A 23,167-nucleotide genomic window follows, 5' to 3' on the forward strand; every position below is an offset into this window, starting at 1 on the left:
CCAATATTACAATTCCCCTCCTCCACGAACAATATCCATCCCGTATTTATCCCTCACTTTGGTCAAAGCATCGGTCAGATTGCGCATTTTAGTATCCGTTTGGATTTCAAGCAGATCAAAACTTTTCGGATCATGATGGATAAATTTGGTAGCACTCATAGCGATATAGCGGACACTGATATGGGGATAGATATCAAGCTCTTTAAATTTTTCGATCGTAAAAGTTTGAAGGAATGTTTCATTAAAAAGGCGATAAAGGGTAAATTGCTTTTTTGAATGCCCCCAATTCTCATACCCCAATGAAAAAGCGTAGGTGGTAGGATTGACCCCCAGTTTCATAATCGTATGGCTCCAATGACGTACCAAGATATGGATGCGCCGATAGAGTTCCTCTCTCTCTTTTATGGGGTGATCCATCGATCGTGATATCCCTATCCCTTTTCGGGATCGGCTCGCTTGCACCGCTTCGTTATCACACCCTCTCATCCTCGCATACAGGTCCATGCCTCCCCTGCCCCATGATTGGATCAGGGTTTGCGATTTCCACGCATCACCGATGGTTTTAATGCCGTAGCGTTCCATTTTGAGCGAATACGCTTTTCCGACACCCGGAAATTCACCGATACCGATATCGCGAACAAACGGTTCAATCTCATCGCTATAAATGACACGAACCCCATAAGGTTTGGCGGCTGAGGTGGCAAGTTTTGCTATCCATTTGGAGCGGCTCGCTCCGATCGAGACCGGAAGTTTAAACTGCAACATTATCTGATGCTGGAGGTGTCGGATAAACTCGTAGGTATCCGCTTCATCAATCCACCCTCGCAAATCCCCGAACATCTCATCGATGCTGTATTGCTCCATCACCGGTACTACGGTAGAGAGGTACTCCATCAATTCATGGCTCATCGTATGATAGAGAAGATGGTTGGGAGGAAGGACAATGAGGTGAGGACAAAGTCTCAGTGCTTCGTGAACACTCATGGCCGTTTTGATACCGTAGCGACGAGCTTCATAGCTCGCCGTAGTGATAATGCCGCGTATCGTATCGCCGTCTCTAAAATAGTTACTGCTATCGTGCTCAGCATGAAACAGCGAGGGGACAAACGCCCCGGAATTGAGGGTCATCAGTTTTTTAGCGGGTACGGTTTTTTTGTCAAAAATAAAAGGATCGCCTCTCCCTCCGACCGCAACACATTTCCCCAGCAAAGAGGGGTTACGGACACGTTCACAAGAGGCGAAAAAACAGTCAAGATCTAAATGGATTATCATACATCGAAGAATATAACACCTTGAAAAATAATTGCCAATTTATGTCTATATGAAATGAAATATATCTCAAACTTCCCAGTATTTTTTACTGACGAGAAGTTTTTTAATTTGCGGAGCAATCTGCGGGTCGCTTTCTCCGACGCTCCACAGTTTTTTGCTCATCTGACGTATTGCATCCTTAAAATCATCCTCAATCAGTGCTAAAACTGCCGTCGAAAAATATCCGCTTAAGCGCTCTTTTTCTGCCATAAAACGATACTCTTCAGCAACATGCTCAAGAGTATCCATCGCGTACAAAGGGGTTATTGCTCCGCTCTCCAATTTTATCAAGAGCCATAATGCAATAAATTCTATGGAATAGCACTTTAGTATTTGTGTAGAAAAAGATTCAAACGTATCACAACCGCTTTGTTCATACTCATGGATAATAAGATCTATCACCGATCGGATATGTTCCAGAGGAACCATCTCAAAGAGTTCTCGTCCGACACTGATCCCTGCGGAGTGTTCGGCACCGAGATAGATCCGTGCCCCTTTGTCCGTATTGCCGAAATTATTGGTACGCAGCCCGATGAGCCCGATATCGCAATGCTGGTGTCTGCCGCACCCTTTTGCGCATCCTGAAATCCCTATTTGAATACGATGCTCACTGATTTTCTCCAAAGGGAGCAATTGCGCATCGTCTTTAATGTCCCAGAACGAGTAAGGGCAATATTGGCTCCCCGCACACGCTACGATAGTTTGACTCTTTTTGAGATGTTCAAAAGGAGAGAATGGCTGAGATAATCCGAGAATATAAAGATTGTGATCCGTACTTAATCGTACCTCGGCAGAGTGTGTCTCGGCAAAATCCGCAATAGCCATCAACTCTTCGGCACTGATACGCCCGAAATTGCTCTCATAGCAAAATGCATAACTGCCGTCTTTAAGCCGCTGATATTTCGAAAAAAGCCCTTTTTCCAGAACCAAATCGCCCGCTTTTTGCCAAGATTGCTTGTACTCGTGTGCGACATATTCCACAAAAGCTTCCATTCCGATCTCTTCGAGGAGGTGAAACAGGCGTGTTCGCGTTCGGGTAAATCGCAATCCATGCTTGTTGAATGCTTCGATAAAGGCTTTGAAAAAAGATACTACCTCATCGGGAAGCAAAAATATATCGGCACTGCGGGCGATCTCGGTATTTTTACCCCCCATATAGACATTAAACCCAAAAACACCCTCTCTCTTTGCCAATGCGAAATAGAGATCATTGGCAAAAAATGAGGTGACATTGGCACTGTTGCCCGAAATCCCTGTGGATATTCTACGCGGCAGCATACCGACAAGACGGGGAGTTTTGAGAAAATATTCCTGCATTTGCATTATCAGAGGATAGGTCTCGATCACACTCATACACCCTCGTCCATCATACACATCACTCACAATGTTGCGTACGTTATCGCCGAAAGTTTGCCATGTTGTAATCCCGATTTCGTTGATCTGTTTATATATCTGCAATACATTCTCGCAAGTTAGCCCATGCAATTGCAGACCGGCACGCGCGGTCAAAATAATTTCAAGCTCATTGCGCTTAGCAATGTCGGCAATGGCTCGCAGTTGAGCGATGGTAATCCGCCCTGCAGTTATACGTAAACGAAGGGTATACGCTTCCTCTTCGATAGGGGTGTTAAAAATACCGAAATCCTGTAAATAAAAGATGTCCCCTTCGCTGATACTGTTAAAGTCCAAAGTCTCTATTTGAGGATAATATTCGATAGGAGAGAGTGCAGCTTTATGGCGTTCACGTTTATTTAATTTTTTTTCCGTCATTTCCATATTGTACCCTGATGATTAGGTTGGTTTTTAATGTTTATGAGTTGAGTCAAACAGTACAGTGCTTTGAATCGAAGCTAGATGAAGGAGGTCATTTTTTTACCATACTGCTTGAATCAACCCCTGATAGGGGAAGATTATTTTATGGTTCGATAATTATAGAGGATTGTTAAATGAATTGCTTTGATATAGGTCAAACGTCTGAGGATTCGTGTGAGTGTACAGACTGCATCTCATTCTTTGATACGGGTTTTGAAAACAAATACCCTTGATAATGAATACCGCCGATAGATTGGAGGATTGTATGTTGTTCAGCCAATTCAACTCCTTCGGCTACGATCTCCAGCCCAAGTACTTCCGCCATCGTAATGATTGCCCGAACCAGCGCAGAAGCATGCGGATCATTTTCCATATTTCGGATAAACGACTGATCGATTTTTAACTCATCGAAAGGAAAACTGTTCAGATAGGATAATGACGAATACCCGGTTCCGAAATCATCAAGCGAAAAGGTAAATCCATGCGATTTAAGATGATACATAATGTCCTGAATTTTTTCAATATCATTGATCAGCAATGATTCGGTCACTTCCAAACGAAGGAGTGAAGGCGGGAGTGCGTATCTATTTACATTATCTAATAATACACTCGTAAACGATTCGTCCAAAAATTGTTTCGGACTGATATTGATCGACAGCGTCCATTTTTTTCGTATGGGATCATGACTCCACTCATGCAGTGTTCTGCACGCTTCGGCAATAATCCACTTACCTATTTCAGTGATAAAGCCGTTTTCTTCGACAATAGGGATAAATTCGGTGGGGGAGACGATCCCTCTTTCCGGGTGAAACCATCGGATGAGTGCTTCTGCTCCGCTTATCTCATTTTGATGGTTGTATTGAAACTGGTAAAAGAGTTGAAACTGGTTCTCTTCCAGTGCATTAAAGAGTGTTTTTTCGCACTCTAATTTTTTCAACATTTTTTGCTGAAGTGCGGAATCGAAGAAACGGAAAGTATGTTTTCCTGACTCTTTGGCACTATACATAGCCGTATCCGCCTGCGCTAAAATCTCATTCACGGTCTGTGTATAATTATCTAAAATAGCAATTCCGATGCTTCCGGTGACAAAGAAAAGCTCTTCGTGTATTTCGAACGGTTTTTGGAGAGAGAAGGATATTTTGCTGCCGATATCGGATGCGATTTTGAAAGCCTGCTCACGAGAAGGTCCTAAATCTTCAATCAAAATAACAAATTCATCCCCTCCTAAACGGGCTACAGTATCTTCAGCACGTATCGCTTCGAGGAGACGGTTTCCCGCTTCTTTCAGTAAGTCATCGCCTACCAAATGTCCTTTGGTATCGTTAACAATTTTAAAATTGTCCAAATCGATAAAAGCCACCATGCTGTAGGTTTTATTTCTTTCATTTTTTACGAGCGCATGTTCCAAACGTTCAAACAGCAATCTGCGATTGGGGAGCTGCGTCAGCGGATCGTAAAAAGCCAATCGATTGATACGCTCTTCGTTCTCTTTTTTAGCCGTTATATCGGAAAAAATTCCGACATAATGGGTAATGTTTCGATATTCGTCTCGAACGGCAGAGATACTTAGATATTCCGGATAAATTTCTCCGTTCTTACGGCGATTGTAGATTTCTCCGTTCCAAAACCCTTTGTTAATAAGTGAATCCCACATATCTTTATAAAACTGGCTATCGTTGAGTCCCGATTTTAAGAGTGCCGGTGTCAATCCTAAAACTTCCGATTCACTGTAGCCGCTGATCTTTTCAAAGGCAGGGTTCACCCGCATGATTTTTCCGTTTATATCGGCAACCAAAACTCCCTCATTGGAATCAAATACGACCGATGAGATTCGGAGCGTATTGATCATCGCAAACATTTGCTGGACTAAATAGATAGCCCCCAAAAGCATAAAAAATCCGTAACCGAAAGAGCCGACTAAAAAAATTTCATGCTTTAAGAGCGTTTTTTTCTCTAATCGGGACAGATCTTCTTCAAGCAGCTGATCAAATCTTTCATGCAGGGTTTTTAACTGATCGATATTGACAGTCATATGGTTAAACCATTTAGTAGCCCCCATCGAAAAATCACCGCTGAGGACTTGTTCATATATACGATGAGAATCTTGAAATAATGTATGGGAAAAATAGCTATTGTATAAATTTCGTTCGTTATTGGACGCTTTATCAATGAATGATTGTTTACAACTTTGATGGATAGCATGAACCGAAATTACTTTTTCATACATTCCCGGCTCAAATCGTTTGGCAGCAAAAATATTCGCAAGAGTTCCTCTCTCGATGGCTGCTTTTTCGGTACACTCCACCAGCAATGTATTGTCGTACAATCGCAATGCAATTTCACGAGTCGGTGCTAATTTGGCCGATAATGGGAGTAATCCTAAAAAATTGGCATTCAGTTCGGTATAAAAATCGATCTCTTCGGACGCACTGATTTCAAGGTTGAAGACCCGTTCACGGATATCGCCCAGTTGCTTTTGTTTCTCAATTGACATTTGAATCGATTGATGGAAAGTAGCCGGTAAAGAATAGCGACTTAACGTTCTCACTCTCTGAAGGAGTGCTAAAAACTTTTTATCACTGAGAAGCCGCTGTTTCTTCAACCTAGATTTAAACTCGATATCACCATTTGAGCCCAGATATGCGGCACTTAATCCCCGCTCTTTTTGAGATTCATGGACAAAATCACCTATACTTTGTGAAAATTGAATCAATGCGCGTGTTTGAGAATAGGAGCGTTTCGTCTCTTGATACGCTATCCATTCAATTCCTAAAATGTAAAAATTCCATATTCCGATGACAACTCCCAATGCGATTAAACCAATTCTGATATGAAATTTATTCATTATTTTTCCCTTCCACTCAATCGCTTGATTAAGTTATCCTCCGGTACGGTAAAAGGCACGTGAAGAGACTTCTACATTTTCAGTACCCCAAAAATTCTTTTCGGGTTTGTTAAACACCACATCCGATAGGATTTCGGTCGCTTTTTTAGTATTTCCGTCCCGTATCGCCTCTTTAATACTTTTCGCCCCCTCAAAGTACAAACATCCGATTAAATCGCCCTCAGCGCTCAGCCGTAGGCGATCACACGTCGCACAAAAATCATGTCGATGCGGCTCGATCGTTCCAAAACGATATCCATCAAGCGTTTCATACAGATCTGCCGGTCCGTTCACCTCTTTGTTAATCGGGATAAAAGGATAGGATTTGCCTAATGTATCGATAATTTCATCACTTCGAAGTCCTTTAAGCGCATTGCTTGCATGGGAGTTTTCCATGTATTCAATATATCGGATTTGTGCCCCCATCTCTTTTGCGTACGCAAATAAAGGGACAATTTCGTGGTCATTGATTCCCCGTAAAATCACGCTGTTAATCTTTACCGACAATCCCGCATCTACTGCCGCTCGGATACCCTCTTTCACCTGTTCCAATACATCTTTTTGAACGATATAATGGAGCGTTTCGCGTTCAAGTGAATCAAGAGAGATATTGACCCGTTTAAGTCCCGCAATTTTCAGTTTTTGAGCCAGCGCCGGCAATAAAAACCCGTTCGTTGTGAGTCCGATATCGACTTCGGGAGCATACGTATGAATCATCGCGATCAATTCATCGAGGTTTTCGCGCGTTGTCGGTTCTCCGCCGGTCAGTCGGATTTTTCGGATACCGTTGTCAATACCGATTTTAATAAAGGCAAAAAGCTCTTCATAGCTCAGCAGGTTCTCTTTAGGAACCCAGCTGAACGGTTTTTCGGCCATACAGTAACGACATCGAAAATTGCACCGTTCGGTAACGGATACCCGTAAATACGTTACTTCTCTACCAAAAGAATCTTGCAGCATGGTGTCACCCTTTATATTTCATTATGCCATTAGCGTTTGTAATGTTGATAATATCCTAGTGCCGTACCAAAATTACTTGATACAAATCAAGATATTACCCGTGTATGTGTGTTACTATTGATAATCTAACTATAAAAAAAGGCAATACAGAATGCTATTAACAGAGCGTCTTGACTTTTTCAAACAAAGCAATCCTGAATCATTGATCGCATTAAATCAGACAGCTAAGTACAAAGCGTATGGGGCATCCGAGATTCTAGTGTATGAAGAAGATGATTTGAACCGAGTCTATTTTTTAATAAAGGGCGAAGCTAAATTTTACAAAGTTGACCGATTTGACAGTGAAATATTTTTATATTCTTTATCGGACCAAACCTTATTAACCAATATAGGTTCTCTAAAATGTGATATCATCAGCTGTTTTAGTAATATAGAATTCATGGTTCCCAGTGAGGTTATCTCTTTTGATTTAAAACTTTTTAAAGATGTGGTCAAAAAAGAGAACCAGTTGCTCATCAATTTAGTAAACCTTTTATCCGATCAAAAGGAGATGGTGGATTGCATGATCAGTATGGGAATGGTGTATGATGTCACGGCAAAAGTAGCTAAAATGCTTTCTGATCATTTGGGACTTTATAACAGTTTAAAAAAACAGGAAATATCTTATCGTTTAAACATTCAACCCGCTACACTCTCACGTGTTTTGGCGAAATTTATCCGGTTGGGATTAATTTCTGAAGAAAACCAGAAAACAGTCGTATTAAAAAAAGAAGATTTATCTCACTATTTTAAGGAGGCACTCTGATGCAGTCCATATCCACTAAAGTTAGATGGATCGTAGTTATTTTATCTATTAATCTCATAACGATCATATTGGTCGATATTTGGTTGAATTCCAGTCAAAAACTGGATGCAAAAGTAATCAATACCGCCGGAAAACAAAGAATGCTGTCCCAGCGTACGGTGTTAGAACTGCATCGCCTTCTGGTGGATGAAGAAGGGGCATATGAACGGCTACAGATTGCCCGTGCGGAGTTTGATACCAATTTTAAACAGCTCAACATGGCAGCATCGGATTATCGCGGATTTTCAAATGATGAAATCGATAGAACAATGATGGAAGTTCATGCGCACTGGAATCGGATGGGGGGCTTGATAGACCGCTATTTGCAGGGAGATCACAACCTGTTCGATCTCAAAACCATTTATGACAGCGGAGATCAAACCTTATTATTAATGGATAAGGCCGTGAGCCAATACGAAGATGCAATGATGGGAAAAAGATTGTTAGCCCATCGTATTCAGATTTTTTTAGCGTTCATATCGTTTGGAATCATTCTCTATATGGCACGTACCACATTGGAAATTCAACGAAATTTTGACAAATTTTTGAATCATTCGCAAACGATCAGCGGTATAAAGAATTTAGAGTGTCAGGGAAATGAACTCGATGTCGCATGTTCGCATATTGAATATTTTTTACGGAATGTTGAAGAAGCGCTCCAAAGTGCAACCGAAGCGGTCGAAAAGAGTGAAGCTGCAACCGCTGTTTTGGTTGCTTCTACCCCTGAAGCCGAAGCCATCTTGGAACAAAATGAAGATGTCATGATCCAAGTCAGCGAAGAGCTGCATCAAACCTCAATGCGTCTTAAAAAGCTGAAAAACAACCTCGAAAAAGCCAATTCTATTCGAAGTGCCTCGTAGGCACTTCAATCCTTCTTTTTTCTTGACCTAAGTCAATATCTTTCTTTTTTAATTTCTTTATAATTGTTGAAGTGCATGAGTTATATCATAGCATCAAGGTAACGTACTGTATCCATTAATAACAATGGATAACATTGATTCCACTAAGGAGGCTTTTATGTCATTGGATAGAAGAGAGTTTTTAAAAAGTGCCGCTGCTGCATCGGCAGCGACAGCGATTGGAATGGCAGTTCCTGCCAAGGTCGAAGCGGCAGCGCTCCAGGGACAAGCAGGATGGCGTTGGGACAAAGCGGCCTGCCGCTTTTGCGGAACGGGATGCGGAATTATGATGGCTACCAAAGATGATCGCATCGTTGCGGTCAAAGGGGATCCATTGGCTCCGGTTAATCGTGGTCTTAACTGTATTAAGGGATATTTTAATGCAAAGATTATGTACGGAGCCGACCGTCTTACGCAACCGTTATTACGTATGAATGATAAAGGTCAGTTTGACAAAAAAGGGAAGTTCAAACCGGTTAGCTGGCAGCGTGCTTTTGATGAAATGGAAGTGCATATCAAAGCAGCCCTGAAAGAAAAAGGGCCAACCGGTATTGCAATGTTCAGCTCAGGTCAGCAAACAGCGATGGAAGGACATGCCGCACTCAAATTGATGAAAGCAGGTTTCCGTACCAACAACATCGACCCGAATGCACGTCTGTGTATGGCATCAGCCGTAACCGGATTTATGAACGTTTTCGGTGCGGATGAGCCATCAGGCTGTTATGAAGATATTGAACTCGCCGAAACAATCGTTGCTTTCGGATCGAACATGGCGGAGATGCACCCTATTCTCTGGTCGAGAGTCAGTGATCGTAAACTCAGTAACCCCGATAAAGTGCAAGTGGTTGTTCTCTCAACCTACAAACACCGCACGATGGACCTTGCCGATGTCGAAATCATCTTTAAACCGAATACCGACTTGGCAATCTGGAACTATATCGCCCGTGAAATTGTTTACAATCATCCCGAAGCGATGGACAAAGAGTTTTTGGATAAAAATATCGTCTTTGCAACGGGTCCTGTAGATATCGGATACGGTCTTCGAGAAGATATCAACCATCCGAAATACGGTAAAAAAGAGCTCGATACCGCAGCCAAACAAAAATCCAAAGTTCTTACCGCCGATGAGGGGGTCAGTCTCGGGTATTTAGGGTATAAAGCGGGTGATACGCTGGAGATGAAAAACAGCGGAGATGCGAATAAACACTGGAAAATCACGTTCGAAGAGTTTAAAAAAGGGCTTGCACCTTACACTCTCGATTATGTAGCCAAAGTTTCCAAAGGTGATTCGGATGAAAGTCTTGCCGATTACAAAGCAAAACTTCAAAAAATGGCCGATCTCTACATCGAGAAAAAACGTAAATGTTTGACCTTCTGGACTATGGGATTCAATCAGCATACACGTGGAACATGGGTGAATGAACAAGCCTATATGGTTCACTTCCTCCTTGGAAAACAAGCAAAACCGGGTAATGGAGCATTCTCACTCACCGGTCAGCCATCTGCATGCGGAACAGCGCGTGAAGTAGGAACATTTGCCCATCGTCTCCCTGCGGATATGGTGGTCATGAACCCTGCACACCGTAAAATGGCAGAGGGGATCTGGACAATTCCAGAGGGGACGATTAACCCTAAAATGGGATCGCACTTTACCCAAATCCACCGTGATCTCGAAGACGGTAAAGTAAAATTTGCCTGGGTCAGCGTCTGTAACCCGTATCAAGATACCGGTAATGCGGAACACTGGATTAAAGCGGCACGTACAATGGACAACTTCATTGTGACCTCTGACGGTTATCCGGGGATTTCGGCAAAAGTATCGGATTTGATTTTGCCAAGTGCTATGATGTATGAAAAGTGGGGAGCGTACGGTAATGCAGAACGTCGTACCCAGCATTGGAGACAGCAAGTGACTCCGATGGGGGATGCAATGTCCGATACGTGGCAGTTTGTTGAACTTTCCAAACGCTTTACGATCAAAGAGGTATGGGGAGCACAAAAAATTCCGGGACTCGATGGCGGATTGCCGGATGTGATGGGTAAAGCCAAAGCAATGGGTTATGATGAAAATGCAACCCTTTATGAAGTGCTATTTGCCAATAATCGTGCGAAAGCGTTCAAATGGCCGGATGCAGTAGGCAAAGGGTATCAAAACTCTGAAGTTGAAGGTGACAAACGTAATGTTGTCGGAAGCGATGGCAAAGTATTCAAAGGGTATGGCTTCTTCTTGCAAAAATACCTTTGGGAAGAGTATCGCAAATTCGGTGACGGACATGGACACGATTACGCCGATTTCGATACGTATCACCGTGTACGCGGTCTAAAATGGCCGGTTGTTGATGGCAAAGAGACGTTCTGGCGCTACAACGCGAAATACGATCCGTATGCGAAAAAAGCCGCTAACGGTGCCTTTGCGTTTTACGGTCATGCGTTCAAAGATATTCCAACCGGAAATCTGCAAGGGGTTACGAACAGTGCGAAAGTGAATTTGGACAACAAAGCCAAAATCTTCTTCCGCCCCTATATGGAGCCGACTGAAGTACCGGATACAAACTATGATATCTGGTTATGTACCGGTCGTGTACTCGAACATTGGCACAGCGGAACGATGACGATGCGTGTTCCTGAGCTTTATCGCGCCGTTCCTGAGGCGTTGTGTTATATGCACCCCGCAGATGCTGAAAAACGCGGTGTCAAACGAGGTGAAATGGTGTGGGTAGAATCACGCCGAGGAAAAGTAAAAGCACACGTTGAAACACGCGGCCGTAACCGTCCTCCAAAAGGACTTGTATTTGTGCCGTGGTTTGATGAAAAAGTATTTATTAATAAAGTATGTTTGGATCATACGTGCCCGATTTCCAAACAAGTTGACCATAAAAAATGTGCGGTCAAAATTTATAAAGCGTAACGATTATGAAAACTGAAACTCCTAATGATCGTCGCCGTTTTCTTCTCTCTATCGCTAGAGGGATCGGGCTTAGTGCGATGGGGGCTTTGGTCTGGAGTGCTTATGTGGGGGAAGTGAAAGCGGCACCTCTTGTTTTGCGTCCTCCGGGGGCATTGGATGAAGCGGAATTTATGCAAAAGTGTATCAAATGCGGTTTGTGTGTGGAAGCGTGTCCTTACGACACCCTGATCCTTGCACGTCCGGGAGATAATCTCCCGACTGGAACCCCTTATTTTACACCAAGAGCTGTCCCGTGTTATATGTGTACCGATATTCCGTGTGTTCCGGTGTGTCCAAGCGGTGCGCTTAATGAACCCTCAGTAACCAGCTATGTAAAAAACAAAGCGGTTTTGGAGATCAACAAAGCGCGCATGGGCTTGGCGGTGGTCGATGAGAATTCGTGCATCGCGACATGGGGAATTCAGTGTGATGCATGCTATCGAGCCTGTCCTCTTTTAGGTGAAGCGATTACCATCGAACACTCTAAAAATGATCGTACCGGCAAGCATGCATTTTTAAAACCTGTCGTTCATGCGGATCACTGTACGGGATGCGGGCTGTGCGAACATGCCTGTGTTACCGAGATCGCCGCGATCCATATTCTTCCCAGAGCTTTGGCTATGGGTAAAGTGGGAGACCACTATATCAAAGGGTGGGACAAAGCCGATGAAAAACGGCTAGAGGGAGCTTCCAATGAAGTGACCAAAACGAAAATCAGTGAAAAGAGCGCTCTCGATTCACTGAATGATGAAGGAGAGCTGTAATGAAAAACTATCGCTATCTACTCCTTCGTCGTTTAACGCAAATCTCGCTGTTGGTTCTTTACGTAGGAGCCAATGTGTGGGGATGGAAATTCCTTCAAGGCAATCTCAGCAGTTCCTCCGTGTTGGGAACACTCCCGCTGAGTGATCCTTATGCGGTGATGCAAATCGCCGTTACGGGGGCAAGCATAGGGATGGACATCTTGCTGGGTGCGCTGATTATAACGATCTTTTACGGAATCATCGGCGGACGCGCTTTTTGCAGCTGGGTTTGTCCTATCAATATTATTAGCGACAGTGCCGCATGGCTGCGTCGAGCATTAAAGTTTTCCGAAGTGCAAAAACGGTTTTATATGAGCCGATCGCTGCGCTATTGGATTTTGGCTCTGAGTTTAATCCTCTCTGCCCTTATGGGTGTAGCGGTATTTGAACTTATCAGTCCTATTTCGATGGCCCATCGTGGTCTTATCTTCGGTATGGGGATGGGCGGCGGTGCACTGATCGTAATCTTTTTATTTGATTTGCTGGTGCATGAAAACGGATGGTGCGGATACGTCTGCCCTCTGGGAGCAGTTCATTCATTAATCGGGAATTTTTCTCTGATTCGTGTGTGGCATGATGCGTCAAAATGTACTGACTGTCGCAGCTGTGTTACCGTATGCCCTGAAAAAGAGGTGCTTCATATGATTAATCACAGCAGCGAAAGTGTGCTTATGGGTGAGTGTACCAATTGTGGCAGATGCGTAGATGTCTGTCAAGAAAACGCGCTCGGATTTTCAATCCGATCTCAACTAAAACAACCAAAGGATGAGGAATGAAAGCAAAAAAACTAATCGGTAGCTTGGTCGCTGCTTCACTAATCATTAGCAGTGTTTACGCTGTTAATACAGATGTGGATGAAACACAATTGGGATTACGTAAAGTCGATATTTATACCGAAGATACAGCTGTCCCAAATGGTACGAATTACAATAAAGAGGCTCCGGGTACGTCAAAACGGTTTGATCGTGCATATACCAATGCACCGCCTATGATTCCCCATGATATTGATGACCTTGGGGAAATTGATAAAAACAACAACTCGTGTCTCGGGTGTCATATGCCTGAGATTGCCAAAGACATGGGAGCGACACCGATTCCTAAGAGTCACTTTACCAGTTTTAGACCGGCAATATCGGTCGATGATGATGATAATCTCAAAGCAGAAAGCGATGATCAAATCATTAAAAAAGATCTTCATGGGCAGCTATGGCAAGGGCGCTATAACTGTTCGGCATGCCACGCTCCTCAGACAAAAGGGGATTTAAAAGTGGCAAATACCTTTAAACCTGCCTATACAGACAAAAAAGGGCAAAAACATAAAAACAAATCGTATCTCCTTGATGAACTCGACATCGGCGTCAAAGTCGGAAACGGTTTGTAAAAATGGAACACGAAGCACGTCGGGGTTTTTTCGGCGCTATTGCCTCTCTCTTTAAAGAGGAAGCGCAGTATATCGTCCGTCCCCCGTACGTGATGGAAGGTGCGACATTTAACGAATGTCTTACGTGTGAGGCAATGTGTGTAAGCGCCTGCGAGGAAAAGATTCTTGTTCGCGATACGCAAGGAGTCCCTTTTGTGGATTTTAAAATTTCGGGATGCAGCGATTGCCATAAATGTTTGGATGCCTGTACCCCGAAAGTTCTTAGCGATCCGACGAAATTTATCCAAGGACATGCTAAGATCAGGATGTCGAACTGCATGTCGCATCAAGGGAGTATTTGTTTTTCGTGCAAAGAACCTTGTTTGGAAAATGCGATAGTGTTTAAAGGGATGTTGAATCCTATAATTCTTCCTGAAAAATGTACCGGTTGCGGCTATTGTATCGGCGTATGCCCAAGCGGAGCGATAGAGGTGGTAGCGTGAAAATTTTATCTCTCGTTTTTCTTTTTTTTGTTCAAGCAATTGCAGAGCTCATAACGCCTTCTGCAATACTTAAAACGGATGGTCTGATTAGTGATATGGTGGTGAGAGAGGGTAAAATTTATGCCTCTACCGATACCGGTGTCGTTAATGTATTCGATCTCGCTTCACGACGTAAACTCTCCTCCATATCCCTTCCGAGCGTAACTAGTGGTTCAGGAAAAATATTTTTGCCCAAAATCTATTCGGTGGATCATTTTGCGGGGGCAACCGTGATGGTTACGGAGAGCGGCGAATCGTCGTTTCGAAATGTCTATATTTGGCGTGAGAATAAATTGGTGATGCTAATCGGCAAGACGAGTGGATTGCTGATCAAAAAAGTTCGATTTGTGGATGCAAATCACCTTATTTTTGGACTCTCCGGCGATGCGATTATTCTGATGGATTTGGACAAACGCAAATCTCTCTACGAAGTACAAGCAGGCGGAGGGGTATTTGGAGATATGGCACTGAGCCCTAAGCGCTCACTTTTAGCCGTAGGAGATGAGAGCGGCGAGATTGTTCAAATCGAGACACGAAGCGGAAAAGTACTCAAAACGCTCAGCGGAATCAATCTCGATGCGATTAATCGTCTCGCATACCAAAATAATACGATCATCAGCGGCGGACATGACCGACGTGTAGGTGTGTATAAAGCGCATGGGAGTTATTTCATCGAAACAAACTTTTTTGTCTACGCCGTAGGGTTGAGCCCCTCAGCCTCCATTGGAGTGTATACGGACGGAGATGAAAATGAGTTACAGATATTTGAACTGGAAACTCAAAAAAAAATCGGACGACTCAAAGGCGGAGAGACCCTTTATGATACGCTTATCTTTTTGGATGAGCATACCCTGATAGGTTCAGGCGAAGAGAATAAAATTTACTACTGGAGAATACCGTGAATATTTCAAGCATAGTGGTGCAAACCAATCCAAAGTTTACCGATGAGGTGGTCGAGATTTTCAAAGCGGCCGATTTTTGTGACTACCATTTGCACGATGAAAAAGGTCGTATTATTGTCACTATTGAAGGCGAAGGTGTCGAAGAAGAGATTGCCAAGCTGGTAAAAATTCAAGAGATGGAACACGTTATTTCAGCTGATATGTCGTTTGCTTACAGCGAAGACGAACTCAATGCGGAGCGTGATAAACTGGAAGCTGTTGGCGGTGATTTACCCGAATGGCTAAATGATGAAAATGCAACGAAACGTGATATTAAATACAATGGGGATCTCAAGGATCGTTTTTAAACGCAGGCTGATACTCCAGAGATGATCGTTCCAAGCAGCGATAGATTTCTATAGGAGGTCAAGCAAAAGAAAGGTACTGCCTGGAAAGATCACCCCGAACGGGGCGAAGAAGTTATTTCGAGATGTGAGCGGCAAGAGCAGACATTTGAGCATCGTTAAGCGATGCAACCTGCCCTTTCATGATCGCCTTTGAAGCCGCACCGTAGGTACCGTCTTTATACCCTTTGAGGGCTGTTATGATCTCTGCTGAGCTCATATCTTTAATGATTTTACTTTTGCCTAATGCCGCTTTTTCACCTGTAGCACCGTGACAAGCTGCACATTTTTTATAAAGTACCGCACCCTCTTCAGCCGCATGAGCACTCACAAAACCTAAACCGATCAATACGCCAAATAACATCAAACCTTTTTTCATATGAAACTCCTATACATGATATAAAAAATTATATAACGTATCAAAATTAATAGCTTTGATCTAAGTCAATTTTAATATCGCAATGCGACGAAATGGGATAAAAGGTCTAAATCAATTGGACGAGACGGAGATTCAACCTTCCCTAATGTCTCTGTTCCCGCACGAAAAACCTGTACGTAAAAAGGTTTCTGATATCCCATAGCTTTCAGTTTGTTTGCCATTGTTATGATCTGACGTTCATTCAAAATATCAGGATGCAATGTTGTACGTACTTCAAAATCAACACCATGTGATTGCACCGTATCCAAACACTCCCAAAACCGTTTTTCAGACCCGCCGCCGCATATTCGGCTCATTTCAGAAGCCGGTGCTTTATAATCCAAAGCGACATAATCGAGCAGATTCTCTTCAAGCAGTTCTTTGACAACATCTGGACGCATACCGTTGGTATCGAGTTTCAGTTTGAAGCCTAACGCTTTAATCGAATGACAAAAAGGGATCAGATTTGGATACGTTGTGGCTTCGCCGCCACTGAGCACTATCCCTTCCAATAATCCACGCCGAGAAGATAAAAAGTTTAACGCTTTTTGTTCACTGATCGTCCCCCATCCTAAAACAATATCGGGATTGTAGCAGTATGTGCATCGCAGATTGCATCCTGCAAACCAAAAAATGGCGGCAGGAATGTCGGGATAGTCTAGAAGCGTAAAGCAGGTGATATCATAGAGCGGATGCATGGCGTTTCGAGGATTCTTGAAAGCATATACGCTCTTTATGTTCCCCTTTTTTACCGAGATTGAAACTCTCTACCGGTCGGTGATATCCCATCACTCTCGTATAGACCATACAACGGGTACGTTTTGCGGCATTCATTTCTAAAATTTCATGAGACTTCATTGGATTTCCTTGTGTTGGGTTTGATTGAGTATCTGTTCATCGCATTTGGGGCAAAATTCATGTTCGCCGTTCATATAACCATGTACCGGACAGATCGAAAATGTCGGTGTCACCGTGATATAGGGGAGGCGAAAATTCGTAATGACATTTTTGACCATCCGTCGACACGCTTCAGGCGAACTGAGCCGCTCGCTCATGTACAGATGCAAAACGGTTCCCCCTGTATAACGGCACTGGAGTTCATCTTGAAGCGTAAGGGCTTCAAACGGATCATCGGTAAACGAGACCGGAAGCTGTGAGCTGTTCGTATAATAGATATTTTCACCCTCGCCTGCTTGCAAAATCTCGGGATAACGTTTTTTATCTTCTTTGGCAAAACGGTATGTTGTCCCCTCCGCCGGCGTCGCTTCGAGATTGTAGAGATTACCGCTCTCTTCTTGGAAAAATCGCATTCGTTCACGCAGATAATCAAGTATGTTTTGGGTCATATCGATTCCCGATATTGTCGAAATATCTTCACTGTCTCCGGTGAAATTACGAACCATCTCGTTCATTCCGTTGACGCCGATCGTCGAAAAATGGTTACGAAAATCTTTGAGATAACGGGCCGTGTAGGGATAAAGACCTCGCGCAAACATATCCTGAACAAAATGGCGTTTTTTCTCCAGTGTTGAATAGGCAATCTCCAGCAACCGATCCAATGCACGGATCAGCCCCTCATAATCATTTTTATAGAGGTATCCCAAACGCGCCATATTGATGGTCACTACTCCGATACTGCCCGTCATCTCCGCACTGCCAAAAAGTCCATTCCCCCGTTTGAGCAGTTCTCGCAAATCAAGCTGTAAACGGCAGCACATACTCCGTACGGCTCCGGGTTTATACGCATGAGGATTTTCGACGACCTCTCCTGAGTCATTTCGGATGTACTGACTCCCGATAAAGTTTTGAAAATAGCTGGAACCGATTTTTGCCGTATTTTCGAACAGGATATCGGTATTTTCACCGTACCAGTCGAAATCTTCGGTAATGTTTACCGTGGGGATCGGAAAAGTGAATGGCTGTCCTCCGTTGTCCCCTTCGGTCATTACCTCATAAAATGCTCGGTTTATGATGTTCATTTCAGCCTGAAAATCGCCATACGTCAGCTCTTTGAGAATGCGTTTCCCTCGTTCGCGAAGCCGTCGCTGATGGTGCGCCGTTTCACTGATCTCTTCAAAAAGATGATGATCGCGATACGTCGGGAACTGATCGCGTAAATCTTCGGGAACGACCCAGTCGATCGTCACATTGGTAAACGGAGATTGACCCCAGCGTGCGGGGACATTGAGATTATAAACAAACCCCCGTATCGCTTTTTTGACTTCTGTTAAAGGCAAAGCATCGATAAATACATAGGGGGCGAGATAGGTATCAAACGAACTAAACGCTTGTGCTCCTGCCCATTCCGATTGCAATATCCCTAAAAAATTGGCCATTTGCCCCAACGCTTCACGCAGATGACGCGGAGGTGCACTCTCGACCCGCCCTCTTACACCGTTAAATCCCTCATTTAAAAGTGCCCGCAAACTCCATCCGGCACAATAACCCGTGAGGCAATCGAGATCATGGATATGGATATCACCGTTACGATGAGCCGCCCCCTCATACGGTGCGTAAACTTTATCAAGCCAAAAATTCGCAATCACTTTGCCCGCGAGGTTATTGACCAATCCCGCGTTAGAATATCCGGTATTGGCATTGGCATTTACCCGCCAGTCGGATTTGTGTATATACTCTTCAACACTCTGTGTACTGTTGACATAGGTGGTATCTTCGCCCAATCCTAAGATATGTTCCCGCTGCATTTTATGTAAAAATCGGTAGGTGATAAATGATTTCATTACCTCAAATTCACCTGATTTATGCAACTCCTCTTCGATTAAATCTTGTATTTTTTCAACTTCAATTATATTGTTATAGACAATCTGGAAGAGTACCGCAGTGATAACGTCTTCATTGACGGGTATTCGTACACTATCGTATGCTTTTCGAATCGCATCTTCAATTTTAAAAGGATAATAAAGTTCCGTCGAGCCGTCTCGTTTGATAACACGTTGTATCTTATTCATTCTTATAGCTCCTCATTATCTGATTGCATTTTTTGAAATATTTTTATGGAAGTTATTGTATTGAATTACGGAGAAGTTATCTTTGACTTGGGTCAATTTAGACCGAAAAGTGAAGTGCGAGGATGACGAGTCCTCGCGTAAAAAAGCTTAACATAAGGAGAATATTGAGGGCCCGAAGGCCCTGAGATAAAAAAAGATCGCTTAGAATTTCAAAGAGGCGATAAGACGGAAGAGCGCATTGTCGAGAGTTTTCACACCCGAAGCATTTTCTCTATCAAATTCCGTATAGATCGCGGTGAGATCGATGGGACCTGCTTTGGTACTGGCAACAACATCCCAAGCGGAATAGTCATTATCCTGAAGACTTGCACCGGCAACCGCTGCTGCAGTCCCGCCATTATTTCCGGTTTCCGCTTCACCGTAACTCGCAGCGAGAGTGACACCCGGAACCATTTTAGTCGATGCACCGATTTTCCATGCATCGGTATCGGGAGCAGCAACGATTTCACCGTCGAAGTAAACACTCGCAAGTCCGGTATACATCATTGTTTTATCCCCCGTTGCCACGTTTGAAAATCCAAGAGTACCGTCATTGACCGATGAGAATGCTCCATACACATTGACTCCTGCAACGTCTACAGCCGCTTTAAGCGCATACATCTCCGTACTGCGATCGGTAGTACCGCCGCCCAATGCAGAGTCCGGATTCATCCCGGCAAACTGTGCACCGAGAGTTACCATACCAAGAACCTTTGCATCGGCTTGCAACCAATACGCATCGGCGATTTGACCTACATTGTAATACCATGCTTGCACGGTTGTATTCGGGATGGATTTGTTAATGGCCGCTACGGCATACGCACCATCCGCTCCAAACGTACTAAATTCACCGTTATACGCGATAGTGGTTCCGCGACCGGTTGTCGGTTTCAATAATCCCACACCGTTATGCTTGCCGACCCATGCACCAACTAACGTCGTATCAGGAAGATCGTTGTTCAGCAATACTGCCGCTTCAAACGTATTTTCGGTAATGTTCCAGTTTTCGGTAAATGCCAATGGAGTAGAAAGCGCTTGGCGACCGATTTTAGCGGTCGTTTTACCTACGCTATAGGCTAAATAAAGCTCTTCTACCCATGACTGGTCATCAAGTTTAGCTGTTCCTACACTGTTGCCCTGCGCATCAAATTTAGTGGTAGAGACATCCCCGACGAGATTATTTTCCAAACCGAGTGTTGTAAGAGCTGAAGCTTTTACCCCTGCACTGAGATTTTGAAGCAAATCAGCGGTAGCTCCGACACTCAGTTTTACATTGGCCATAGGATTTACATCGTGATCAAAAAAATCAAGACCATTGGTTGATTGACCGACCCCTTCTGTTTCAAACGTTTGATACCAAACTTTCGCCTCTCCGTTCACTTTTACGTTATCGATCGCGTATACGCTTGTTCCTAATGCCAAAACGGCAACTAGACTAAGTTTTCCTAATTTCATCTTACCATCCTTATGTTTTGTATAAGAGCACTCTATCATTTTTCAATACCCAATCAATTGACCCAGATCAAATCCATCTCTTGACATCGATCAATTCATCTACTGCTTCCTACCGATATAATCCCGATATTACTATCTGAAAGAGCTAAAAATGACACAATTTTCTATCTCACAACCCCAACAAAACAAGAGTTACTTTTTATCACAGCCGCATCAGCCGTTTTTCGTCTTCGGTCTTCTTTGGGCAATTGTATCCATACTGATTTTTAGCTTGTCACACAAAGGGCTCGTTGTACTCCAGATCCCCGAAAATGAATTCCATCTCTATTCATTGGCGTTCATCGTATTTGCCCAAATCTTTCACGGCTTTTTATTTACAACCTTTCCACGTTTTTGTACAAGTATGGCAATCCCAAAAGAGGTCTACATCCGCATCGTTTGGCTCTATCAAATCGGATCCGTTCTTTTTTTCCTCTCTTCCTTGATTTGGGCTCCGATGGTATGGATATCGATGATCGTACTTTTATTTGCCAATTCGATGGCCGTCTATACACTGTATTGGATCTATAAAATCGGGCAATCTCCCCTCAAGCAAGATCCGTTTTGGATACTAATCGCCCATGCGATTGCAATCGGTGTCCATTTTATATGGATCATTGCCAATACCATAGAGTTCTTTATCGGTCCATTTAACTGGCTCTCTTTGCTCAGCCCGATACTGGTCAATTTCTTTTTTGTATTTCTTACTTTTAGCGTTGCACAGCGGATGATCCCTTTTTTCAGCCATTCTCAGGAGACAAAAACAAAATATTTTGTTGAAACCGTTTTTGCTGGTTTTGTTGTAAAAACACTTTTTGCCATGGTTGCTTTCGGTTTGGGCGAAGCATTGATCAGTTCTATCCTCGGACTCTATTTATTTCGTGAACTATTGCGATGGAAACTGCACCCTTTTAATTCACCTGCCATCCTTTGGATACTCCATCTCGCACTGTTTTGGCTTCCGAGTGCCCTTTTAATCGGAGCTTTTATCCAAATAATCGAAATACTTTATGATAGTAATTTTTTATTTGCAGGAACCCATTTGTTGGTGTTGGGATTTCTCACCACGATCCTGATCGGTTTTGGAACACGCGTCACATTAGGTCACTCAGGACAACCGCCTCATGCGGATATGATCGCTATTACCCTCTTTTGGTGGACACAAGTTCTTGTTCTCTCTCGTTTTGCGCTCTCAATCGATACCGCATTCGGAGGGACTCACGGATGGATATTTGATATAACAGCCTTCACATGGATTGTTTTATTTATTGCTTGGGGGATGCGGTACGCCAAAACATTGCTTTTCGGTAAAAAGGTATCAGGCTAAGCAAAGATAGATTACAATGTTCTGAATTCTCTCTTTTGGAGCAGACCTGTGCATTTCTCAAAAACTACCGAATACGCTATCCGTGTCCTCACCTACCTTTATCGCCATAACGAAGCTTCTCATTCAGTCAATATTCTCCACCAAGAACTGGGCCTTCCCTATAAATACCTCACAAAGATGGTTACCGATCTCGTAAAAAAAGGGCTTGTCCACTCTGCCAGAGGACGAGAGGGAGGGATAAGTCTCGCTAAAAAAGCCGATGAAATCCGTATGTGCGACATCCTCGAAGCGATCGGAGAACCCCTAGAACATGATCGGTGTATTTTGGGATTTGAGAAATGCGACGCTTCGAATCCATGTGCCCTCCACGATCAGTGGGCCATGCCGAAAGAGATGATCGAAACCATGCTAACGACCACTACTCTCGCCTCTTTGATCAATAACAAAGAGACAAAATTATAATTTTTCTACCGATGAGTCCTATGCTGTTTTGGTAAAATGGAGAGAAATCAATTTTTCAAGCACCGCTAAAACATCCTCCTCATCACTGAGCGATTCGACAATCGAATGGATACACGCTTGGTAAGGATCAAACCCGTGAGCAATCAATTTTCCGGCATAGATGAGCAAACGTGTCGATACCGCCTCTTGAATATCGCTGTCGCTGAGTTGACGAATTTCACCCGCAATAGCAACCAGCTTTTGGGCTATCGCTTCCTCCACACCACTCTCTTTAAGGAGAATTTGTTTCTCTATTTCCGGTGCAGGATAATCAAAACTGAGGGAAATAAAGCGTTGTTTGGTGCTGGGTTTCATCCCTTTTAAGACATTTTGATACCCCGGATTATAAGAAACGACCAGCATAAAATCAGGATGGGCGGCAATCACTTCACCGGTACGATCTATCGGCAGAACACGACGATAATCGGCGAGGGAGTGCAACACCACCGTCGTGTCTTTACGGGCTTCGATAATCTCGTCCAGATAGCAGATACCGCCGTTGCGCACCGCCTTCGTCAAGGGTCCGTCTTGCCAATACGTCCCGTTTTCATCTATCAGATGACGTCCTACCAAATCGGCGGCGCTGAGATCATCATGGCACACCACGGTGTAAACCTCCCGTCCCAGTTCTTCTCCCATCGCTTCGATAAATCGCGTTTTACCGCAGCCCGTCGGCCCTTTGATCAACACGGGGAGATTCATCCCCGCAGCGGCTTTGAAAAGCTCGATTTCATTGCTTTGCGGCACGTAGTACATTTTAGACATAATTTTA

The 23,167-nt window shown here is 43.6% G+C and carries 21 protein-coding genes; 11 read left to right on the forward strand and 10 right to left on the reverse strand.

Annotated features, from left to right (window positions below; translation table 11 throughout):
* Positions 1–6: 6 nt before the first annotated feature.
* From B649_RS06230 to moaA, 4 genes are all read right to left on the reverse strand, one after another.
* A complete protein-coding gene (locus B649_RS06230; protein WP_015653665.1) occupies positions 7–1,272 on the reverse strand; it encodes a DNA polymerase IV in 1,266 nt (421 codons plus the stop codon).
* Between the two features lie 66 nt (positions 1,273–1,338).
* The gene (locus B649_RS06235) at positions 1,339–3,081 is read right to left on the reverse strand and encodes a nitrite/sulfite reductase (protein ID WP_291750826.1); all 1,743 of its coding nucleotides are present in this window, start codon (positions 3,079–3,081) and stop codon (positions 1,339–1,341) included.
* A 196-nt stretch (positions 3,082–3,277) separates the two neighbouring features.
* The gene (locus B649_RS12200) at positions 3,278–5,968 is read right to left on the reverse strand and encodes an EAL domain-containing protein (protein WP_015653667.1); all 2,691 of its coding nucleotides are present in this window, start codon (positions 5,966–5,968) and stop codon (positions 3,278–3,280) included.
* Positions 5,969–6,001: 33 nt separating this feature from the next.
* Complete coding sequence (moaA, locus tag B649_RS06245; RefSeq protein WP_015653668.1) at positions 6,002–6,967, reverse strand: GTP 3',8-cyclase MoaA; 966 nt, start codon at positions 6,965–6,967, stop codon at positions 6,002–6,004.
* Positions 6,968–7,118: 151 nt separating this feature from the next.
* Between moaA and B649_RS06250 the strand changes: the two genes are divergently transcribed.
* The 9 genes from B649_RS06250 (at position 7,119) to B649_RS06290 (ending at position 15,611) form a co-directional block, all read left to right on the forward strand.
* A complete protein-coding gene (locus B649_RS06250) occupies positions 7,119–7,772 on the forward strand; it encodes a Crp/Fnr family transcriptional regulator (protein ID WP_015653669.1) in 654 nt (217 codons plus the stop codon).
* Complete coding sequence (locus tag B649_RS06255; protein WP_015653670.1) at positions 7,772–8,671, forward strand: type IV pili methyl-accepting chemotaxis transducer N-terminal domain-containing protein; 900 nt, start codon at positions 7,772–7,774, stop codon at positions 8,669–8,671. The genes B649_RS06250 and B649_RS06255 overlap by 1 nt, the downstream gene beginning before the upstream one ends.
* Positions 8,672–8,828: 157 nt before the next feature.
* Positions 8,829–11,618: a nitrate reductase catalytic subunit NapA gene (gene napA, locus B649_RS06260; RefSeq protein WP_015653671.1), complete on the forward strand. Its 2,790-nt coding sequence runs from the start codon at positions 8,829–8,831 to the stop codon at positions 11,616–11,618.
* Positions 11,619–11,623: 5 nt separating this feature from the next.
* Positions 11,624–12,421, forward strand: a complete 798-nt coding sequence (gene napG / locus B649_RS06265; protein WP_015653672.1) for a ferredoxin-type protein NapG — start codon at positions 11,624–11,626, stop codon at positions 12,419–12,421.
* Entirely contained in the window at positions 12,421–13,236 is an 816-nt protein-coding gene (napH, locus tag B649_RS06270) for a quinol dehydrogenase ferredoxin subunit NapH (RefSeq protein WP_015653673.1), read from the forward strand. The genes napG and napH overlap by 1 nt, the downstream gene beginning before the upstream one ends.
* Positions 13,233–13,841, forward strand: a complete 609-nt coding sequence (locus B649_RS06275) for a nitrate reductase cytochrome c-type subunit (RefSeq protein WP_015653674.1) — start codon at positions 13,233–13,235, stop codon at positions 13,839–13,841. Before napH ends, B649_RS06275 begins: the two co-directional genes overlap by 4 nt.
* Positions 13,842–13,843: 2 nt before the next feature.
* Positions 13,844–14,323 (forward strand): 4Fe-4S binding protein, encoded by a 480-nt coding sequence (locus tag B649_RS06280; protein ID WP_015653675.1) that lies wholly within the window; start codon positions 13,844–13,846, stop codon positions 14,321–14,323.
* A complete protein-coding gene (locus B649_RS06285) occupies positions 14,320–15,264 on the forward strand; it encodes a hypothetical protein (protein ID WP_015653676.1) in 945 nt (314 codons plus the stop codon). Before B649_RS06280 ends, B649_RS06285 begins: the two co-directional genes overlap by 4 nt.
* The gene (locus tag B649_RS06290; protein ID WP_015653677.1) at positions 15,261–15,611 is read left to right on the forward strand and encodes a chaperone NapD; all 351 of its coding nucleotides are present in this window, start codon (positions 15,261–15,263) and stop codon (positions 15,609–15,611) included. Before B649_RS06285 ends, B649_RS06290 begins: the two co-directional genes overlap by 4 nt.
* Positions 15,612–15,723: 112 nt before the next feature.
* Here B649_RS06290 and B649_RS06295 read toward each other — a convergent pair whose 3' ends face one another.
* From B649_RS06295 to B649_RS06310, 5 genes are all read right to left on the reverse strand, one after another.
* Positions 15,724–16,026, reverse strand: coding sequence for a c-type cytochrome (locus B649_RS06295; protein WP_015653678.1), 303 nt, complete (start codon positions 16,024–16,026; stop codon positions 15,724–15,726).
* A gap of 71 nt (positions 16,027–16,097) precedes the next feature.
* Positions 16,098–16,763, reverse strand: coding sequence for an anaerobic ribonucleoside-triphosphate reductase activating protein (locus tag B649_RS06300; RefSeq protein WP_015653679.1), 666 nt, complete (start codon positions 16,761–16,763; stop codon positions 16,098–16,100).
* Entirely contained in the window at positions 16,747–16,923 is a 177-nt protein-coding gene (gene nrdD / locus B649_RS12545; protein WP_015653680.1) for an anaerobic ribonucleoside-triphosphate reductase, read from the reverse strand. Before nrdD ends, B649_RS06300 begins: the two co-directional genes overlap by 17 nt.
* A complete protein-coding gene (locus B649_RS06305) occupies positions 16,920–19,034 on the reverse strand; it encodes a ribonucleoside triphosphate reductase (RefSeq protein WP_015653681.1) in 2,115 nt (704 codons plus the stop codon). The genes nrdD and B649_RS06305 overlap by 4 nt, the downstream gene beginning before the upstream one ends.
* A 201-nt stretch (positions 19,035–19,235) precedes the next feature.
* Positions 19,236–20,528, reverse strand: a complete 1,293-nt coding sequence (locus tag B649_RS06310; protein WP_015653682.1) for an OprD family outer membrane porin — start codon at positions 20,526–20,528, stop codon at positions 19,236–19,238.
* 151 nt (positions 20,529–20,679) lie between these two features.
* Between B649_RS06310 and B649_RS06315 the strand changes: the two genes are divergently transcribed.
* On the forward strand, positions 20,680–21,894 hold the full coding sequence (locus B649_RS06315; protein ID WP_015653683.1) for an NnrS family protein: 1,215 nt from the start codon (positions 20,680–20,682) through the stop codon (positions 21,892–21,894).
* Between the two features lie 48 nt (positions 21,895–21,942).
* Positions 21,943–22,356 carry an Rrf2 family transcriptional regulator gene (locus tag B649_RS06320; protein WP_015653684.1) on the forward strand — a complete coding sequence of 138 codons (414 nt, stop codon included), beginning with the start codon at positions 21,943–21,945 and terminating at the stop codon, positions 22,354–22,356.
* Positions 22,357–22,374: 18 nt separating this feature from the next.
* Here B649_RS06320 and B649_RS06325 read toward each other — a convergent pair whose 3' ends face one another.
* Positions 22,375–23,160, reverse strand: a complete 786-nt coding sequence (locus tag B649_RS06325) for a CbbQ/NirQ/NorQ/GpvN family protein (RefSeq protein ID WP_015653685.1) — start codon at positions 23,158–23,160, stop codon at positions 22,375–22,377.
* Between the last annotated feature and the right edge of the window lie 7 nt (positions 23,161–23,167).

Origin of the sequence: Candidatus Sulfuricurvum sp. RIFRC-1, from assembly GCF_000310245.1 — a bacterium.
GTDB lineage: Bacteria > Campylobacterota > Campylobacteria > Campylobacterales > Sulfurimonadaceae > Sulfuricurvum.

Coding starts and splice junctions, on each gene's coding strand:
- B649_RS06230 (WP_015653665.1), bottom strand. CDS start 1,272: ATGATAATCCATTTAGATCTTGACTGTTTTTTCGCCTCTTGTGAACGT.
- B649_RS06235 (WP_291750826.1), bottom strand. CDS start 3,081: ATGACGGAAAAAAAATTAAATAAACGTGAACGCCATAAAGCTGCACTC.
- B649_RS12200 (WP_015653667.1), bottom strand. CDS start 5,968: ATGAATAAATTTCATATCAGAATTGGTTTAATCGCATTGGGAGTTGTC.
- moaA (WP_015653668.1), bottom strand. CDS start 6,967: ATGCTGCAAGATTCTTTTGGTAGAGAAGTAACGTATTTACGGGTATCC.
- B649_RS06250 (WP_015653669.1), top strand. CDS start 7,119: ATGCTATTAACAGAGCGTCTTGACTTTTTCAAACAAAGCAATCCTGAA.
- B649_RS06255 (WP_015653670.1), top strand. CDS start 7,772: ATGCAGTCCATATCCACTAAAGTTAGATGGATCGTAGTTATTTTATCT.
- napA (WP_015653671.1), top strand. CDS start 8,829: ATGTCATTGGATAGAAGAGAGTTTTTAAAAAGTGCCGCTGCTGCATCG.
- napG (WP_015653672.1), top strand. CDS start 11,624: ATGAAAACTGAAACTCCTAATGATCGTCGCCGTTTTCTTCTCTCTATC.
- napH (WP_015653673.1), top strand. CDS start 12,421: ATGAAAAACTATCGCTATCTACTCCTTCGTCGTTTAACGCAAATCTCG.
- B649_RS06275 (WP_015653674.1), top strand. CDS start 13,233: ATGAAAGCAAAAAAACTAATCGGTAGCTTGGTCGCTGCTTCACTAATC.
- B649_RS06280 (WP_015653675.1), top strand. CDS start 13,844: ATGGAACACGAAGCACGTCGGGGTTTTTTCGGCGCTATTGCCTCTCTC.
- B649_RS06295 (WP_015653678.1), bottom strand. CDS start 16,026: ATGAAAAAAGGTTTGATGTTATTTGGCGTATTGATCGGTTTAGGTTTT.
- B649_RS06300 (WP_015653679.1), bottom strand. CDS start 16,763: ATGCATCCGCTCTATGATATCACCTGCTTTACGCTTCTAGACTATCCC.
- nrdD (WP_015653680.1), bottom strand. CDS start 16,923: ATGAAGTCTCATGAAATTTTAGAAATGAATGCCGCAAAACGTACCCGT.
- B649_RS06305 (WP_015653681.1), bottom strand. CDS start 19,034: ATGAATAAGATACAACGTGTTATCAAACGAGACGGCTCGACGGAACTT.
- B649_RS06310 (WP_015653682.1), bottom strand. CDS start 20,528: ATGAAATTAGGAAAACTTAGTCTAGTTGCCGTTTTGGCATTAGGAACA.
- B649_RS06315 (WP_015653683.1), top strand. CDS start 20,680: ATGACACAATTTTCTATCTCACAACCCCAACAAAACAAGAGTTACTTT.
- B649_RS06325 (WP_015653685.1), bottom strand. CDS start 23,160: ATGTCTAAAATGTACTACGTGCCGCAAAGCAATGAAATCGAGCTTTTC.